The sequence below is a fragment of the Bacillus sp. 165 genome, assembly GCF_017742235.1.
GTDB lineage: Bacteria > Bacillota > Bacilli > Bacillales > Bacillaceae_G > JAGHKQ01.
The window spans coordinates 103,237-120,540 of record NZ_JAGHKQ010000007.1; the positions used below are offsets into that span (position 1 = coordinate 103,237).

General features: G+C 39.4%; 14 protein-coding genes and 1 other annotated feature. Of the genes, 2 read left to right on the forward strand and 12 right to left on the reverse strand.

Annotation, left to right across the window (positions count from 1 at the left end; genetic code table 11):
- Positions 1–39: 39 nt before the first annotated feature.
- Positions 40–1,344: a bifunctional folylpolyglutamate synthase/dihydrofolate synthase gene (locus tag J7Q84_RS12445; RefSeq protein WP_209094891.1), complete on the reverse strand. Its 1,305-nt coding sequence runs from the start codon at positions 1,342–1,344 to the stop codon at positions 40–42.
- 151 nt (positions 1,345–1,495) lie between these two features.
- Complete coding sequence (locus J7Q84_RS12450; RefSeq protein ID WP_209094892.1) at positions 1,496–4,138, reverse strand: valine--tRNA ligase; 2,643 nt, start codon at positions 4,136–4,138, stop codon at positions 1,496–1,498.
- A gap of 46 nt (positions 4,139–4,184) precedes the next feature.
- Positions 4,185–4,413 (reverse strand) — a binding site (T-box leader).
- A 168-nt stretch (positions 4,414–4,581) separates the two neighbouring features.
- On the opposite strand from J7Q84_RS12450, the gene J7Q84_RS12455 reads away from it, so the two are divergent.
- Positions 4,582–4,779, forward strand: coding sequence for a hypothetical protein (locus J7Q84_RS12455; protein WP_209094893.1), 198 nt, complete (start codon positions 4,582–4,584; stop codon positions 4,777–4,779).
- 176 nt (positions 4,780–4,955) lie between these two features.
- Here J7Q84_RS12455 and ysxE read toward each other — a convergent pair whose 3' ends face one another.
- From ysxE to hemA, 8 genes are all read right to left on the reverse strand, one after another.
- The gene (gene ysxE, locus J7Q84_RS12460) at positions 4,956–5,993 is read right to left on the reverse strand and encodes a spore coat protein YsxE (protein WP_209094894.1); all 1,038 of its coding nucleotides are present in this window, start codon (positions 5,991–5,993) and stop codon (positions 4,956–4,958) included.
- Positions 5,994–6,071: 78 nt separating this feature from the next.
- Positions 6,072–7,013 (reverse strand): stage VI sporulation protein D, encoded by a 942-nt coding sequence (spoVID, locus tag J7Q84_RS12465; protein WP_348519852.1) that lies wholly within the window; start codon positions 7,011–7,013, stop codon positions 6,072–6,074.
- A gap of 313 nt (positions 7,014–7,326) precedes the next feature.
- Positions 7,327–8,613, reverse strand: a complete 1,287-nt coding sequence (gene hemL, locus J7Q84_RS12470; RefSeq protein WP_209094896.1) for a glutamate-1-semialdehyde 2,1-aminomutase — start codon at positions 8,611–8,613, stop codon at positions 7,327–7,329.
- The gene (gene hemB / locus J7Q84_RS12475) at positions 8,614–9,603 is read right to left on the reverse strand and encodes a porphobilinogen synthase (protein WP_209094897.1); all 990 of its coding nucleotides are present in this window, start codon (positions 9,601–9,603) and stop codon (positions 8,614–8,616) included.
- Between the two features lie 44 nt (positions 9,604–9,647).
- Positions 9,648–10,436, reverse strand: a complete 789-nt coding sequence (locus J7Q84_RS12480) for a uroporphyrinogen-III synthase (protein ID WP_209094898.1) — start codon at positions 10,434–10,436, stop codon at positions 9,648–9,650.
- Complete coding sequence (hemC, locus tag J7Q84_RS12485; RefSeq protein ID WP_209094899.1) at positions 10,429–11,367, reverse strand: hydroxymethylbilane synthase; 939 nt, start codon at positions 11,365–11,367, stop codon at positions 10,429–10,431. Before hemC ends, J7Q84_RS12480 begins: the two co-directional genes overlap by 8 nt.
- A gap of 13 nt (positions 11,368–11,380) precedes the next feature.
- The gene (locus J7Q84_RS12490) at positions 11,381–12,208 is read right to left on the reverse strand and encodes a cytochrome C assembly family protein (protein WP_209094900.1); all 828 of its coding nucleotides are present in this window, start codon (positions 12,206–12,208) and stop codon (positions 11,381–11,383) included.
- A 15-nt stretch (positions 12,209–12,223) separates the two neighbouring features.
- Positions 12,224–13,567, reverse strand: coding sequence for a glutamyl-tRNA reductase (gene hemA / locus J7Q84_RS12495; RefSeq protein WP_209094901.1), 1,344 nt, complete (start codon positions 13,565–13,567; stop codon positions 12,224–12,226).
- A 233-nt stretch (positions 13,568–13,800) separates the two neighbouring features.
- Here hemA and J7Q84_RS12500 point away from each other — a divergent pair, with 233 nt between their 5' ends.
- Entirely contained in the window at positions 13,801–14,283 is a 483-nt protein-coding gene (locus tag J7Q84_RS12500) for a hypothetical protein (RefSeq protein ID WP_209094902.1), read from the forward strand.
- A 34-nt stretch (positions 14,284–14,317) separates the two neighbouring features.
- Here J7Q84_RS12500 and yihA read toward each other — a convergent pair whose 3' ends face one another.
- A complete protein-coding gene (gene yihA / locus J7Q84_RS12505; protein WP_209094903.1) occupies positions 14,318–14,905 on the reverse strand; it encodes a ribosome biogenesis GTP-binding protein YihA/YsxC in 588 nt (195 codons plus the stop codon).
- A complete protein-coding gene (gene lon, locus J7Q84_RS12510; protein WP_209094904.1) occupies positions 14,902–17,223 on the reverse strand; it encodes an endopeptidase La in 2,322 nt (773 codons plus the stop codon). The genes yihA and lon overlap by 4 nt, the downstream gene beginning before the upstream one ends.
- Positions 17,224–17,304 lie beyond the last annotated feature (81 nt).

A 17,304-nucleotide genomic window follows, 5' to 3' on the forward strand; every position in this document is an offset into this window, starting at 1 on the left:
CTATATTTCCGCAAAAAAAAAGCAGACAGCATAGCATGTCTACTTTTTTTCACTTAATATGAATTTGCGTACTTCGGATATGAAGTAAAGAGATCCTGTAATGATGAGAGTTTCATTTTCTCCTAAATTATCTATCGTTTCAACAATTCCTTCTTTCCAATCCTCAAATACTTCCTTATTCTCTAATTGACCATAGGTAGATAGCATTTTTGCCGAAACTGCTCGCGGAAAGTCAAACGTTGTAAATATCATTTTGCTTGCTATCTCCTCAAGTTTACCCACCATGATTTCAATAGGTTTGTCAGAAAGAGCTGAAAATATAATGGTTATCCTGCTCGTACTGTAATGAGCTCGGATTGTCTGAACTAAACTGTCTATCCCTTCCGGATTATGAGCACCGTCTATAATAATAGACGGGTTCTCTGCAACCTGTTCGAATCGTCCAAGCCAAAATGCCTCCTGCAATCCGCTTCTTATATGCTGCTCTTCTATTAAAAAAGATAAATATGTTTGCAAATATTTAACGGCCATTACTGCTACTGATGCATTTTGAACTTGATGAACACCTTTCATGGAGATACTCAAATTCTTATATACACCAAACGGACATTGAAATGAAAAGCTTTCCCCGGTTTTAACAGATTTAATGTCCTCTACTGAAAAGTCCCGGTCTAATTCGTATACTTTCGCCCTTTTTCTCTCTGCTTGTTCTTTAATTACCTGCAACGCTTCAAACTGTTTCACCCCTGTAACAAGGGGAACACCCGATTTAATAATCCCTGCTTTTTCTCCCGCAATTTCTCCAAGGGTTTCTCCTAAAATTCGCATATGATCAAATCCGATAGTTGTGATAATCGTCAGAACTGGATGAATGACATTTGTTGAGTCCAATCTTCCGCCAAGCCCTGCTTCAAATAACACAAGGTCTACCGCATTCATTTTTCCAAAATAATATAGAGCCATTACCGTAATGACTTCAAACTCAGTTGCTGCACCCAAATCCGTTTCATCCAGCTCCTCTGTAATCGGTTTTACCACACTTACAAGCTGAATGATCTCCTCATCTGAAATCGGGATGCTGTTGATGCTGATTCTTTCATTAAATGATTCGATATAAGGAGAGGTGAACGTCCCTATCGTATAATCTGCTTTTTGCAAAATAGAACGGATATATGTTACTGTAGATCCTTTTCCGTTTGTTCCAGCAATATGGATGCACTTTATTCTTCTTTCTGGATTCTCCAATCGTGCAAGCATCCATTGCATGCGTTCTAATCCAGGTTTAATCCCAAACTGGAGACGATTATGAATCCATTCTACTGCTTCTTCGTATGTATGTACCATGCCAAAACCCTCACTTTTTAAGTATAAAATATTTGGCAAGCTTAACTTGCTTTTAAGATTGTAAGTATTATGGTGTAATAAAGAACCCGGCACGGGGTTGTTCCTAGCTTATTATACGCTATTTGAACGATACGTGTCGGGTTCTCTTTTATTATTTTGTTAATTCTTCTAATCGTTGATGCACTGTTTCGCGCTTTTCAAGATAATCGCGTTCTTTAGCACGTTCTTCTTCAATTACTTTTTCCGGTGCTTTCTTCACAAAGCCCTCATTGCTTAATTTTTTCTGTACACGTTCTACTTCTGCATTCAATTTATCTAATTCTTTCTTTAAACGTGCGATTTCTTCATCCAGATTAATTAAGCCTTCAAGCGGCAGGAATAATTCTGCACCTGTTATAACAGCAGTCATGCATTTCTCTGGTGCAGCTACATCAATTGCAATTACCAGCTCGCTTGGGTTACAGAAGCGTTCAATGTAGGAACGGTTATTTTCAAGCTTTGTAAGAATTGTGCTATCCTTAGCGTTCAGGTAAAGCTGAATTTTTTTGCTCATCGGTGTGTTCACTTCTGCACGGATATTACGAACAGAGCGGATAATCTCTACTAGCAAACGCATTTCATCTGCTGCTTCCTTGTCTGTGAACTCTTCACGTACTACAGGCCAGCTTGCAACTGTAATAGAGTCTCCTTGATGTGGAAGATACTGCCAAATCTCTTCTGTTACAAATGGCATGAACGGATGAAGCAATCTCATTGTATTATCTAAAACATATGCTAATACAGAACGAGTGGTTAGCTTCGCTGCTTCGTTTTCACCATACAATGGAAGTTTTGCCATTTCAATGTACCAGTCGCAAAGGTCATCCCAAATGAAGTTATACAATGCGCGGCCTACTTCACCGAACTCATATTTTTCAATATTCTTTGTTACACTTTCAATTGTTTCGTTTAAGCGAGTCAAAATCCATTTATCCGCTACAGATTTTTCACCAGATAAATCCAGTTCTTCATATGTCATGCCATCCATGTTCATTAATGCGAATCGAGATGCATTCCAAATTTTATTGATAAAATTCCAAGTTGATTCCACTTTTTCGATGCTAAAGCGTAAATCTTGGCCAGGTGCGCTTCCTGTTGATAAGAAATAACGCAGAGAATCTGCACCGTATTGATCAATAACATCCATAGGATCTACACCGTTTCCTAATGACTTACTCATTTTACGGCCTTCAGCATCGCGAACCAAACCATGAATCAACACGTCTTGGAACGGGCGTTGCCCTGTAAACTCAAGTCCTTGGAAAATCATACGAGATACCCAGAAGAAAATAATATCATATCCAGTTACTAACACATCAGTTGAGTAGTAACGTTTAAAATCCTCTGAATCTGTATTCGGCCATCCTAAAGTTGAAAACGGCCATAACGCTGAGCTGAACCAAGTGTCCAGTACGTCTGGGTCTTGTTTCCAATTTTCAATATCAGCCGGCGGATTGGTATCAACGTATACTTCTCCAGTTTCTTTATGATACCAAGCTGGAATACGGTGACCCCACCATAACTGACGGGAAATACACCAGTCACGTATATTTTCCATCCAACGTAAATACGTTTTTTCAAATCGCTCTGGTACAAAATTTACCTTCTCTTCTTGCTGCTGAAGAGCAATTGCTTTATCTGCCAGCGGTTGCATTTTTACGAACCACTGTGTAGATAAATACGGTTCTACTACTGCTCCGCTCCGTTCACTGTGACCAACAGAATGCATATGCTCTTCAATTTTGATAAGAACCCCTTGCTCTTGCAAGTCTTTTACAATTTGCTTCCGGCACTCAAAACGGTCCATGCCAGTATACTTTCCTGCATTTTGATTCATTGTACCATCTTCGTTCATTACCAAGATGCGAGGCAAGTTGTGACGGTTTCCAATTTCAAAATCATTCGGATCATGCGCCGGTGTAATTTTCACCGCACCTGAGCCAAATTCCTTATCTACATAATCATCGCCTACAATTGGAATCTCACGTCCCACAATCGGCAGAACCGCCGTTTTTCCGATTAAATGTTTGTAGCGATCATCTTCTGGATGAACTGCAATAGCAGTATCTCCCAGCATTGTTTCCGGACGAGTCGTTGCAACCTCAATATAACCAGAGCCATCAGCAAGCGGGTAACGCATATGATAAAATGCGCCTTGTACATCTTGGTATATAACTTCGATATCAGATAACGCTGTGCGTGTAGCAGGGTCCCAGTTGATAATATATTCGCCGCGATAAATCAACCCTTTTTTATAAAGAGTAACGAATACTTCACGAACTGCATCTGATAGCCCTTCATCTAGCGTAAAACGCTCACGTGTATAATCTAAGCCTAGTCCAACCTTTGCCCATTGCTGACGAATATGAGAAGCGTACTCTTCTTTCCACTCCCATGCTTTTTCCAAAAACTTCTCGCGCCCTAAATCATAACGCGTTACTCCTTCTTCACGAAGCTTTGCTTCTACCTTAGCCTGTGTTGCGATTCCTGCGTGATCCATACCTGGCAGCCATAAAACATCATAGCCCTGCATGCGCTTTACGCGTGTTAAAATGTCTTGCAGCGTTGTATCCCATGCATGACCTAAATGAAGTTTCCCTGTTACGTTTGGAGGCGGAATCACAATCGTATACGGCTCTTTTTCAGCTTCGCCTTTCGCGTTAAAATATTGGCCTTCGAGCCACCACTGATAGCGGTCTTGCTCTACGGATTTCGGATCATATTTTGTCGGTAAATTTCTTTCCGTATGTTCCATGTTTATCCCTCCTGTTTTTCATAAAAAATAAAAAACTCCATCATCCTAAAAGGACGAATGGAGTTATATTCGCGGTACCACCTTTTTTTGCAAACATACTATGTACATCTACACTCTCAATTCTGTAACGGGTTACAACCGACTTCTCCTACTAAAGGTTCAAAGAAGCTGCTCAAGGGCGACATTCCAACTCTGCCATCTAAGAAATCTCCCAGCTAATGATTTCTCTCTCTGAAGATGCAGGAAGCTGTACTCTTCCCTGTCCATGCATTTTTTGTATTCAGGTTATACACTATAGTCTAAAAAAGAAAAATCGAATCGTCAATAAGGTTAGCCATTTTTTTTACATTATATGCAGAAAAAAAGAAAAAAGTTCAGGATAGGCACATAAATCAAAAGTTGGGCATACCTTGATAGCACTTAATATCGGGAGGTATAACACTATGAAACGCTATCGTCGCCCGTATAATTTTGCTACCCCTCATTGGATGAGAAATATACAAAACGTACTTCGTGACTGTATTATTCCACTTACAATTTTCCAAGCTATACGTACCCTTCTTTTGCCCACCTTCTTTGATTTTATATTATTGGTTGTATTCATTTATTTAACCGTTCGTTCTCATTACAATCCGTTATAAAAAAGCTTTGTTCAAAGATCCTTAAAAATAAAGAACCCCCACAGAAACTTTACAATGGTCTCTTAAGGGGTTCTGATTGTCTCGGTTTCCTTCCTGCTTCAGAAAGTTTTGGATTTATATTAAATTAATTTCATTATGTCTTCAGTAAGAAAAGCTATACGGATAAAAACTTCTCTCTACTGCTGACTTTGTTCAGCCTGCTGCTCGGCTGCCTGCAATTGTGTAATAAAATATTCTGTATTACTGATAAGCCACTCTGAATGCTGCAGCAGCTTCGCATGGGAAAGTTCATTTCGTTCGTCTCTGGCATTTTCAGTATTGCTATAGCGAATAACTTGATTGATGAATTTCTGCGGATAGGCCATATATCCAAGCATAAGCGTCTTCTCTTCCTGTTGAAGAGGAAAGTTTTTTTCGTACTCCTGAAACCACTCGTATCGGTCATTTCTTGCAACAGGATAGGTCTGAAAGGTACGTAGGTAAAAAGTAACTAAATCTGTAATTGGTGAAGAATATCCAGAATTCTCCAAACTGATGAAATATCCATTACGTTGATAATCAAACAAAAAATGCTGACTGGATAGATTACCGTGAATAAGAGAAACTCGCGTCTTTTCTTTTTCTTTCATTGCCTCATACCACTGTTCCATTTTTTTTGTGGCAAATTCATGCGCTCTCATAACATGATGGTAATGAGACACAAACTGTAGTTCGAACGGCGACATATACCAGCTGCTTTCACAACCTGTTAAAAACTGATCCAATCCATTCCGCTCTTCTTCCCAGCGCTTTTGAATTACTTCATAATGTTGTGTTATCATTTTTTCATTGATCGTTTCTTCTCGCTGCGTTTTTTGATGCATGAGAGCCAATGTTCTAAACATTTTATGATAACGATCATTTTCGTCAGAGGATTGGTCCATTTGTTCTAGCCATGGCATTAAATAATAACTGTTTTCTTCATCATATAATACATATCGGCCGTCTTGCGTATGATAGATAGGAGCATAATGAGTAAACCCTTTTTCTGTCAACATCTGGATATGCCGCATAAATGGATTTCGACTCATTCGATCATGGTTGATTTTCTTTAAAGCGTACGCTCCTTGATTTGTATACACTTTAGTAACATTGCCATAATTCTCAAAATAGTCAGGCTTTAATTGATACATTTGCAAAAGACCGCTGTATTTCTCCCTCACTGCTGTCTCCATACCATTTTCCTTTCTGAAAAAATATGTCTGAAACAAAACAGGTGAGGAAGCAAGAGCTTCACTCACACTGTATTTAAGCTACGATTTCGATTTTGACTTCGGTACCGGAATATATAGCATTTTCCCTTCCTCTAAATGAAAATCATCCAATTGATTTACCCGAGTAATTTGTTGAACATTAAGTTCGTAACGCTCTGCAATAGATTCTACTGTATCACCATTTTGAACAAAGTAAATACGAAGTTTTGTAAAATCCTCTTCTCGTTCCTTTGAAAACAACTTCGTTAAATAAAGTGCATTTTCATCACGAGCAGAGTATGCAAACTCTTCTTCCTCAGTTTGTGCTTCTTTCTCTAATATCTCTTGCGCACGGCTAAATAATTCTACTTGAGGGAAAGTATCTTTTCTATTCACATGTAAATCTTGCGGTGCTTTTTCTTCCTTTTCGGCTACAGGAGCTTTTCTTATTTCAAGCTCAAATGGTTCAAATAACTCTTCTTCTTCTAATTCTTCTTCATACCGTTCTTGCTCAACTGGAACATAGAACTCTTCCTGATTTTCTTCTTCATATACTTCTTCTTCACGACCTTCCTGACATAGCCCCGAAATTTCAATGTCAGCTAGAAGCTGAAGACATCCTTTTTCCGGCATTTCGTAATCAAAGGATTCAATTGTTACATATAGATTATCAACTTGTTGTACACGAGCTTTCGGGATAGAAATTTCAAGCGGAAAGGCATGGGAAAGTTCATTCACTCCATCTTCCCTCACATTCACCTCATCTACTGTTCTCACTGGTGAAAGCTCGCGTAACGAAAAGGCTGCTTCTTCAGCTTCTTGCGGGATATATTCACCGCTTAGCTGTAATTCCCCTTTGACAACTACATCATAATCACGCTCGTGTATGACAATGTACGGATCTAACGAAATAGAAAGTAATTCCTCTACTTCCTGTCCTTTTTGAAACCATACAGACTCTTTTAAAGAAAAACGTAAAGACGTTTGATTGTCCGCAGTCACTGCATGAGTCCTCCTCTCAACGAACCTTTTTTCGTATGACATTACAGATTTATGAACAAAGACGAGGTTTTATGAATAAAAGTTGCAAGACAACTTAGGAAACTGACATCAGCAATGACTTCTTAGGTTCTTTACGGTAAAGAAGTTTTTGTTTGATTCGAGGACCGACATTTTCAAATCTGGGGGCAGGCTGCGGAAATTAGAAAAGATTATTTTGTATCATACTCATATATCTTTCTCGAATAATTGTCTCAAAATTACTGTTACATCCGCATTATAAGCTAAAACAAGCGCCCTTTTACAGGCGCTTGTTTTATTTCAACTTAGACATTGCGATTTCTGCAGCTTGAATGGTTCGTTCAATATCCTCGCTGCTGTGTGCAGTAGACAAGAACAATCCTTCAAACTGGGAAGGCGGCAAAAATACACCCTGCTCAATCATTTCTCGATAGTACGAAGCAAAATATTCTAGGTTTGAAGTTTTTGCTTGTTCATAGTTTGTTACTTTTTCATTCGTGAAGAAGAAACCGACCATAGAGCCAGCACGATTAATGCAGTGCGGAATGCTATATTTATTAGCTGCCTCTTTTAACCCTTCCTCTAAACGCTCTGCTTTCTTTTCAAATTCTATATACGATTCAGGTGTTAGCTGTGTCAATGTTTCATAGCCTGCTGTCATAGCTAACGGATTTCCGGATAAAGTACCTGCTTGATAAATCGGACCGCTTGGAGCAATTTGTTCCATAATCTCTGCCTTACCACCGTATGCTCCTACAGGCAAGCCACCACCGATTACCTTTCCTAAACAAGTTAAATCAGGAGTTACACCATAGTAGCCTTGTCCACAATTGTATCCAACACGGAACCCGGTCATAACTTCATCAAAAATGAGAAGTGCACCATATTGTGTTGTGATAGCACGCAAACCTTCTAAAAACCCAGGGAGTGGAGGAACAACACCCATGTTTCCAGCCACGGGCTCAACGATAACTGCTGCAATATCTTCTCCATATTGCTTAAACGCTACTTGTAAACTTTCTAGATCATTGTACGGAACGGTAATTGTATTTTGGGCTACTCCTTCTGGAACACCGGGACTATCCGGCAATCCAAGTGTAGCGACTCCTGATCCGGCTTTGATTAAAAGGGAATCACCGTGACCGTGATAACACCCTTCAAACTTCACAATTTTATTACGGCCTGTATAACCGCGGGCTAAACGCAAAGCACTCATAGTCGCCTCTGTACCAGAACTTACCATACGAACAATTTCAATAGAGGGCACACGCTCAATTACAAGCTTAGCCAGTTCATTTTCAATTTCCGTCGGTGCACCGAAGCTCGTTCCTTTTTCAGCTACTTTTTTTATAGCTTCTACTACTTTATCATTCGTATGACCATGGATAAGCGGCCCCCAAGAGAGTACATAGTCGATATATTCATTGCCGTCAATATCGTAAATTTTTGAACCTTTGCCGTATTCCATAAATAAAGGATTCATCCCAACAGATTTAAACGCACGAACCGGGCTGTTTACACCGCCAGGCATTAATGTCTTGGCTTCTTCAAATGCCGCAATAGATTTTTCAAAGCTTTTCATTTAACGATTGCTCCCTTCATCCAGCCATCTTGCTGCATCTTTAGCATGATACGTAAGAATCAGGTCTGCTCCTGCACGTTTCATACTTAGCAGCTTTTCAAGCACAGTTTCTTTTTCATTAATCCATCCGTTCGCTGCCGCAGCTTTGACCATAGCATATTCTCCGCTCACATTGTATGCAACGACCGGTACACTGAAGTTGTTTTTCACATCGCGTATAATATCCAAGTAGGAAAGCGCTGGCTTTACCATCAAAAAGTCAGCTCCCTCCATAATATCAGACTCCGCTTCACGCATTGCTTCTAAACGATTAGCAGGATCCATTTGATACGTTTTGCGATCTCCGAATTTCGGCGAACTGTGTGCTGCATCACGAAACGGACCATAAAACGCTGACGCATATTTGACTGCATAAGACATAATTGGAATATGTTCGTATCCCGCTTCATCCAATCCATGGCGAATGGCCGCCACAAATCCATCCATCATATTAGAAGGAGCGATGATATCTGCACCTGCTTTCGCTTGGCTTACTGCCGTTTTGGCAAGCAGCGCTAAGGTTTCATCATTTAACACATTCCCTTCCTCAATAACACCACAATGACCATGACTTGTAAATTGACATAAGCATGTATCAGCAATAACAACCAGCTCAGGAAACTCCTCTTTTAATTGAGCAATTGCTCGCTGCACAATACCGTGGTCACAATAAGCAGAAGAGCCCTCTTCATCTTTGTCATGAGGTACGCCAAACACGATCACTGACTTGATCCCTAAGTCTACTGCCTCTTTTATATCAGTATTCAATAAATCTAATGAAAGCTGATACACACCTGGCATAGAAGCGATAGGATTACGTTTATTTTCTCCTTCTACCACAAAGAACGGGTAAATTAAATCTTCCTTATGTAGATGTGTTTCACGAACGAGCGCTCTCATATTAGCACTTTGTCGCAAGCGACGATGACGTTGGAATTGCAAATGTTGCATAACTCTCCATCTCCAATACTGTTAATTTTTTACTATAATAACTGTTAGTATGAAGCTTCACTTCTATAATATTCTGAAATACAAGAAAGCAGCCCGCCTATTGTATACTCTTCTGGAATCATATGAGGATATAACTCATACATTTGTGCTGCTTTTGCTGTTATAGGTCCAATACATGCAATTTTACAATGACTTGTCCATTTTTTCCAATCTGTACCCTCCACCATCTTCATAAAAGTATGTACAGTTGACGGACTAGTAAACGTAATTACATCCAAAATTCCTTGGGACAAAACAGAAAGAAGCTCTTCTTTAGCGGCTTCATTCTCCAGCGTCTCATATACTAAAACATCGTCTACTATAATCCCTTGCTCACGAAGCGTTTGCGAGATGATGTCCCGTGCTAAATTCCCTTTAGGAAACAATACTCTTGTCCCAGACTTAAGTAATGGTTGGATTTCCTTCGCGAATGATTCTGCAACAAATTTTGAAGGAGTAAATATTGTCTCATAGCCATATTCTTGTATTGCTTGCTTTGTTTTTATCCCCACCGCAGCAATATGAATTCCTTTCGGCAAGGTCATATCATATTCATGCAAACGCTTAAAGAAATGGTGCACTGCATTTTTACTCGTAAAAAAAACCCACTCATATGTAGTAAGCCTTTTCAAAACACATTCAATTTCATGATCATTTTTTGAAGGAACTATACAAAGGAGAGGGATTACAAAGGGAATCGCATTGTATTCCCGAATTGTTTCTCCCGTCTCCTTCCCTTGTTCCGCCGCTCTCATAATAAGAATGGCTTTATGTTGAAGAGGAGAATCAGTCATTTAACCCCTGCTCCTCTTTTGCTTGTTCTACCAATTGTTTTGCCCCTCGCTTAATGAGCTTAGCTGCCGCTTCTTCTCCTACTGCCTTCGGATCTTGTCCTGTTACAATTTCCTTTAACAGAATAGAGCCGTCTTTCGAACCAACAAGAGCTGTCAAGGTGATTTCATCATTCTCGCCTAACGTTGCATACCCCGCAATCGGTACTTGGCAGCCACCTTCTAGCTGATGAAGGAACACACGCTCCGCGGCTACAGTTTTCTCTGTTGCTTTGTCAGTAAACAGTTGCAATGCCTCCAACAGTTCCGTATCATCAATGCGGCACTCAATTGCCAATGCGCCTTGTCCTACTGCTGGTACACAAGTTTCAGGCTCCACATAACTTGTAATGACGTCCTCTGCCCAGCCCATGCGCTTCAAGCCTGCTGCTGCTAAAACAATAGCATCGTATTCTCCATCTTTCAATTTCCCAAGGCGTGTATCAATATTGCCTCGAATCCACTTCATTTCAAAATCAGGACGCAGTGCCAGCAATTGGGAACTGCGGCGTAAGCTGCTTGTTCCAATGACTGCCCCCTCTGAAAGCTGCTCAAACGGTACTCCGTCCTTCGAAATAATAACATCCCGCGAATCTACACGCTTTGGTATACAACCGATCGTCAACCCTTGCGGCAGTATCGCCGGCATATCTTTCATGCTGTGAACAGCCATATCAATTTCTTTATTGAGCATAGCTTGTTCAATTTCTTTTACAAACAAACCTTTGCCTCCGACCTTTGAAAGAGTCACATCTAAAATAACGTCACCCTTTGTCACAATTTCCTTCACTTCAAATTCATAAGGAAGGCCTAACTGCTTTAATTGATCAATAACCCAGTTCGTTTGTGTTAGTGCTAATTTACTTTTTCTTGAACCTACAATAATTTTACGCATTTTTTTCTCTCCCTTAGAAATTCCAAAGATGAAATGAAGATAGATTGCCTAGTAAGAAAATATTAATCAACATAACAAGGAATGCCCCAACATTCCAATAGGCTAAATTTCTTCCTTGCAGTCTCTCAGATATTCGTATATACAAGCCTGTTCCATACACAAATAAGACGACAAATGACCCTATTACTTTCGGGTCATACCAATGAAAACTATCAAGCTTGGCATAAGCCCATATACTTCCAAGCAAAATAGCAAGCATAAAAAAAGGAACAGCGAAAACATTTGTGAAGTAGGACATCGTATCTAGCTTCATCAAATCTCCCAATCTTCGCAGCCTTGTATTCCATTTCTTTTGCTTTAATAATCGATATTGCAATAAATACATAATCGAAAAAATAAACGATACCGTAAACGCTGCATACGAGATAACTGCCATACCGACATGGACATACAGAAGCTCAGACACTAAACGATTAGCCAATACTGGTGGAGTTCGTCCAAATGGAGTAAACGTAGAAAATGCGCTTACACCGAATGCCACAACATTTAAAAAAAATACTAGAAAATCAACTCGTAAAGCCCGATTAATGATAAGTGAAAGCGTAATCAAGAGCCAGACATAAAAATAAACTCCTGACAACATTGTTAAAATAGGATTTGCATGTGTTTCCGTGTAACGGACGGATATAAAAATGGTTTGAAGAACCCAAACAATGGAAAGCAACCAAAAAGCAATCCGATTCGCCCTTTGGTTACTTTGTAAAAAATCTATGAAGTATAAGCTGATACTGAATGCATACAAAATAATGGCTATGTGATAAATAAAACTGTTTTGAAGCATTTTGTTCCTCTTTAGCTACGCATGTCGAGCAGAAGCAAGAAAGCGTTGCTCATGTTCTTTAAGTTCGCTTGCTCTATCCGTTGTTTTTGGAACAGAAGGCTCAATGTTAAAGATTTTCATGAACAATTGCAGCTGTTCAGATGCATTCGGCTCAGCTGCTAACTCTTTTGCTACTAAAATTGGATCTTTCAATAGCTGATTAATAATGCTTTTTGTATGCTTACTGATGACTTTCCGTTCACGATCTGTTAAGTTAGGCATTTTACGTTCAATGCTCTGCATAGTTTCACTTTGAATAGCCAGCGCTTTTTCTCGCAAAGAAGAAATCACAGGAACCACACCTAATGTATTCATCCATGCTTTAAAAATAACCATTTCCTCTTCAATCATAATTTCGATTTTTTCTGCTTCTTGCATTCGCTCTGCTAAATTAGCTTCTACAATACCTTGTAAATCGTCTATATCATAAAGAAAAATACTTTCCAGCTCACTGATTTTCGGATCTAAATCACGAGGAACTGCAATATCAACTAAGAACATCGGACGCCCGCGGCGCATTTTTTCTACCTTTGCCATCATGTCTTTAGTAATAACATAATCTACCGCACCTGTAGAGCTAATTAAAATATCCGCATCAAGCAGCGCACACTGCAATTCGTCCATCTGCTTTGCTTGTCCCGCATATTTTTGTGCCATCATTTCTGCTTTCTCAAAGGTTCTATTAATAACTGTTACCTTGCCGACACCGCTTCCATGAAGATTTTGCAATGCCAGTTCTCCCATTTTTCCTGCGCCCAAAATAAGTACATGACAATTGTTTAGCTGACCGAATATTTTTTTTGCCAGCTCTACTGCAGCATAGCTTACAGATACCGCATTTCCTCCAATTGTCGTTTCAGAATGAGCTTTTTTTGCTGTCGTCACTGCTTGTTTAAAAAGCTCATTAAAAATCGTTCCAATCGTCTTCACTTGCTGTGCTTGCATGAAGCTGGAACGAATTTGCCCTAATATTTGCGTTTCTCCTATAATCATAGAATCTAATCCGCATGTCACTCGAAATAAATGATCAATCGCACCATCATTTTCATAAATCGATAAGTATGGAGAAATTTGTTCAACATCTATATTAAACCAATCTGAAAGAAACTTTTTTATATAATAGCGTCCTGTATGCAATTGGTCTACAACCGCATAGATTTCTGTTCTGTTACATGTAGAAACAATAATATTCTCTAAGATGCTCTTTTGCTGCTTCAACTGCAGCATTGCCCGTTCTAACTCTGTTGCCGCAAACGTTAATTTTTCACGTATTTCAACAGGGGCTGTTCGATAATTCACACCAACAACAACAATATGCACTCTACGTGCCCCCCTTCATCAATCAATCCCTATCCTACCCATTATCATAATACAAACTTTCAGTCTTAAATCTAACAAATATGTGAACATATTTAAATAATTGTGCTATATTAACTGTATCATAATTTGTCTATGAATAAAATTTTTTTGGAATACAATACACTCTATTATGTACGTTATCAAAAAAACACCCGTGAATCAAGCAATGGAAAAATTTTAAGAGGTTGACACAAATGAAAAAACAGCAAATATTCTTAGGAACGATTTTACTTGGATTCGGTCTTATTTTCATATTGCAAAGCTGGAACATCCTTCTCTTTCGCACGATGTACGATTGGCCTACTGCCGCATGCATTATCGGAATTGCGTTTTTACTGCAAGCTTACGCAACGCGAGAGTATGCATATCTTCTTCCTGGAGGCTTACTGTTTTGTATTGGTGTTCATTTCCACATCATTGCCTATTTTCCTTCTTGGCCTTCCCATTGGTCCATAATTCTTTTCATCACCGGTGTTGTGCTGCTTATATATAACCATAAAACAAACATGGAACGCTTTACAGCTAGCTTACTCATTCTTCTTTCATTAGTATTTATCTTTCAGAAGAAAATTATGAATTCTATTTCTTCTTTTGGAGAAGATTTTGCAGCGTTCAGTACATATTGGCCCTTTCTTTTGGCTATTATTGGAACCTACCTTATTATTCGAAAAAAATAACCGCGAGACCATTTGGTCGTGCGGTTATTTTTTATTATTGATTAATATAATGCCAAATAGCTTTCCACGCTTCCTCTTTTCCCATCCCAGTTTCTGATGAAAATAAGACAAGTGTATCTTCTTTTTCGATATCGAGGGTTTCTTTGACAACTTTCAAGTGCTTTTGCCATTTTCCCTTCGGAATCTTATCAGCTTTCGTTGCAACGATAATGACTGGAACGTCATAATGCTTTAAAAATTCATACATCATAACATCATCATTTGTTGGAGGATGCCGCAAGTCAACAAGTAGAACCGCCGCTTTTAGCTGCTCTCTCGATGTGAAATATGTTTCTATCATCTTCCCCCATGCTTCTCTTTCCTTTTTAGATACTTTTGCATATCCGTAACCAGGAACATCCACAAAATGCATTTCATCATTGATAACATAAAAGTTCAGTGTTTGTGTTTTACCTGGCTTAGAAGATATACGTGCTAAGCTTTTTCGATGTAACATTTTATTGATAAAAGAAGATTTCCCCACATTGGAGCGGCCAGCTAATGCTATTTCAGGCAAGCCGCCTTCAGGATATTGTGCTGGTTTCACAGCACTGATTACAATTTCTGCTTTTGTTACATTCATTTCCTCACTCCTACTAGCGCATGTTCCAATACCTCATCCAAATGGGATACCGGAATAAAGGTGAGCTGTTCTCGTACACTTTCTGGAATATCATCTAAATCCTTAATATTCTCAAACGGTATAATTACTTTCTTTAACCCAGCTCGATGTGCGCTTAATGACTTTTCTTTCAATCCGCCAATTGGAAGTACTCGACCTCGCAGCGTAATTTCCCCGGTCATACCTACCTCTTTGCTTACTGGTCTGCCTGTTAGCGCTGATATAAGTGCTGTTGCCATTGTAATACCTGCTGACGGACCATCCTTCGGCACTGCTCCTTCCGGCACATGAATATGAATATCGTTCGTTTCATAAAAGTTCGGGTCAATATCCAATTCTTCTGCTCGAGAGCGAATGTAGCTAAAAGCAGCTTGCGCAGATTCTTTCATGACATCGCCAAGTTTTCCGGTTAAAATTAATTTTCCTTTTCCTGGATAAAGAGATACTTCAATAGAAAGCGTATCTCCGCCAACTGTTGTATATGCTAAGCCTGTAGCCACTCCGACTTGATCTTGAAGCTCTGCTTGTCCATAGCGAAATTGTTTCTTCCCTAAAAATTCCTCTATATTCTTTTCAGTCACAACAATCCGTTTTCGGTCTTCTGCCACAAGAATACGTGCTGCTTTACGGCAAATAGTGGCCAACTGACGCTCCAGTGTACGAACACCTGCTTCACGAGTATAATAGCGAATCACTTGCAGTAGTGCTTCGTCACGTATTTGCAGCTTTCCTTTCCGAAGACCATGCTCCTCAAGCTGCTTCGGAAACAAATGATCTCGTGCAATATTTACCTTTTCTACTTCTGTATACCCTGCAATCGAAATGATTTCCATACGGTCCAAAAGAGGAGCAGGAATCGTAGATAGGTTGTTTGCCGTTGCGATAAACATTACATTAGATAGATTATACGGTTCCTCAATATAATGATCACTGAAGTTATGATTTTGTTCTGGATCTAACACCTCTAGCATTGCAGCAGACGGGTCTCCTCGAAAATCACTAGACATTTTATCGATTTCATCCAATAAAAAGACAGGATTAATTGTTTTTGCTTTTTTCATTCCTTGAATGATTCTTCCCGGCATAGCCCCAACATAAGTTCTGCGGTGACCACGAATTTCCGATTCATCACGTACACCGCCAAGCGAGATACGAACAAAATTACGGTTCAATGATTTCGCAATAGAGCGGGCCAGCGATGTTTTTCCAACCCCGGGCGGTCCTGCCAAACAAAGAATCGGACCTTTTAAAGAGTTTGTCAGCTTTTGAACAGCTAAATATTCCAGTACACGTTCCTTTACTTTTTCCAGCCCGAAATGGTCTTCATGTAAAATTTTTTCTGCCCGGCGAATATCCAATCGGTCTTCTGTAACTTCTGTCCATGGAAGAGAAAGGAGCCAGTCAATATAGTTTCGAATTACTCCGCTTTCCGCAGAGCTGGCTGGCAGCTTTTCATAACGACCAAGCTCTCTGATAGCTGCGGCTTTCGTTTCCTCCGGCATTCCTGCATTTTCTATTTTCCCGCGAAGTTCTTCTACTTCACCAGCTTTTCCTTCCTGCTCACCAAGTTCTTTTTGAATCGCCTTCATTTGCTCTCGCAAAAAATATTCCTTTTGTGTTCGTTCCATGGAACGCTTCACACGCTGACCAATTTTTTTCTCTAAATTTAATAATTCTTTTTCATCTTGAATTAACTCAATAATAGCATTCAATCGGTCCTTCACATCAATAACACTTAAAATATCCTGCTTATCCTTCATTTTTAACGGTAAGTGTGAAGCAATCAAATCGGCAAGGCGACCTGGCTCTTCTACATCCACTACGGTTGCTAATGTTTCACCGGATACTTTTTTGGACAACTTCGTATATTGTTCAAAATGTTCCACCAATGAACGCATCAATGCCTTTTCTTCTAAATCCGCTTCTTCTCGTTCTTTTAGAATACGAATTTCCGCACTTACTACATCCTCTTCTTCCATAAAACGAAGCATTTCTGCTCTATGTAATCCTTCTACAAGCACCCGAATCGTGCCATTTGGCAGCTTTAACATTTGCTTTATATTCGCTAATGTTCCGATTTCGTATAAATCATCCTGTACAGGCTGATCCAAGTTCACATCTTTTTGTGTAACAAGAAAAATCAGATTGTCGTCCACCATAGCGTTTTCTAGTGCTTTAATGGATTTTTCACGTCCTACATCAAGATGCAGAACCATCGTTGGATACACTAAAATACCTCTTAATGGCAGGAGGGGAACGATTCGTTCGTTCTTGTCCATCTGTAAAACACCTCCAATTGTAAATTCCCTATTAAAATATTGTATATTACAACTAAACATTTATGCAATTATGGAGGGTTT

Bases quoted from the DNA above. Each gene is read 5' to 3' on its own strand.
- J7Q84_RS12445 (WP_209094891.1), bottom strand. From the start codon at position 1,344: ATGGTACATACATACGAAGAAGCAGTAGAATGGATTCATAATCGTCTC.
- J7Q84_RS12450 (WP_209094892.1), bottom strand. From the start codon at position 4,138: ATGGAACATACGGAAAGAAATTTACCGACAAAATATGATCCGAAATCC.
- J7Q84_RS12455 (WP_209094893.1), top strand. From the start codon at position 4,582: ATGAAACGCTATCGTCGCCCGTATAATTTTGCTACCCCTCATTGGATG.
- ysxE (WP_209094894.1), bottom strand. From the start codon at position 5,993: ATGGAGACAGCAGTGAGGGAGAAATACAGCGGTCTTTTGCAAATGTAT.
- hemL (WP_209094896.1), bottom strand. From the start codon at position 8,613: ATGAAAAGCTTTGAAAAATCTATTGCGGCATTTGAAGAAGCCAAGACA.
- hemB (WP_209094897.1), bottom strand. From the start codon at position 9,603: ATGCAACATTTGCAATTCCAACGTCATCGTCGCTTGCGACAAAGTGCT.
- J7Q84_RS12480 (WP_209094898.1), bottom strand. From the start codon at position 10,436: ATGACTGATTCTCCTCTTCAACATAAAGCCATTCTTATTATGAGAGCG.
- hemC (WP_209094899.1), bottom strand. From the start codon at position 11,367: ATGCGTAAAATTATTGTAGGTTCAAGAAAAAGTAAATTAGCACTAACA.
- J7Q84_RS12490 (WP_209094900.1), bottom strand. From the start codon at position 12,208: ATGCTTCAAAACAGTTTTATTTATCACATAGCCATTATTTTGTATGCA.
- J7Q84_RS12500 (WP_209094902.1), top strand. From the start codon at position 13,801: ATGAAAAAACAGCAAATATTCTTAGGAACGATTTTACTTGGATTCGGT.
- yihA (WP_209094903.1), bottom strand. From the start codon at position 14,905: ATGAATGTAACAAAAGCAGAAATTGTAATCAGTGCTGTGAAACCAGCA.
- lon (WP_209094904.1), bottom strand. From the start codon at position 17,223: ATGGACAAGAACGAACGAATCGTTCCCCTCCTGCCATTAAGAGGTATT.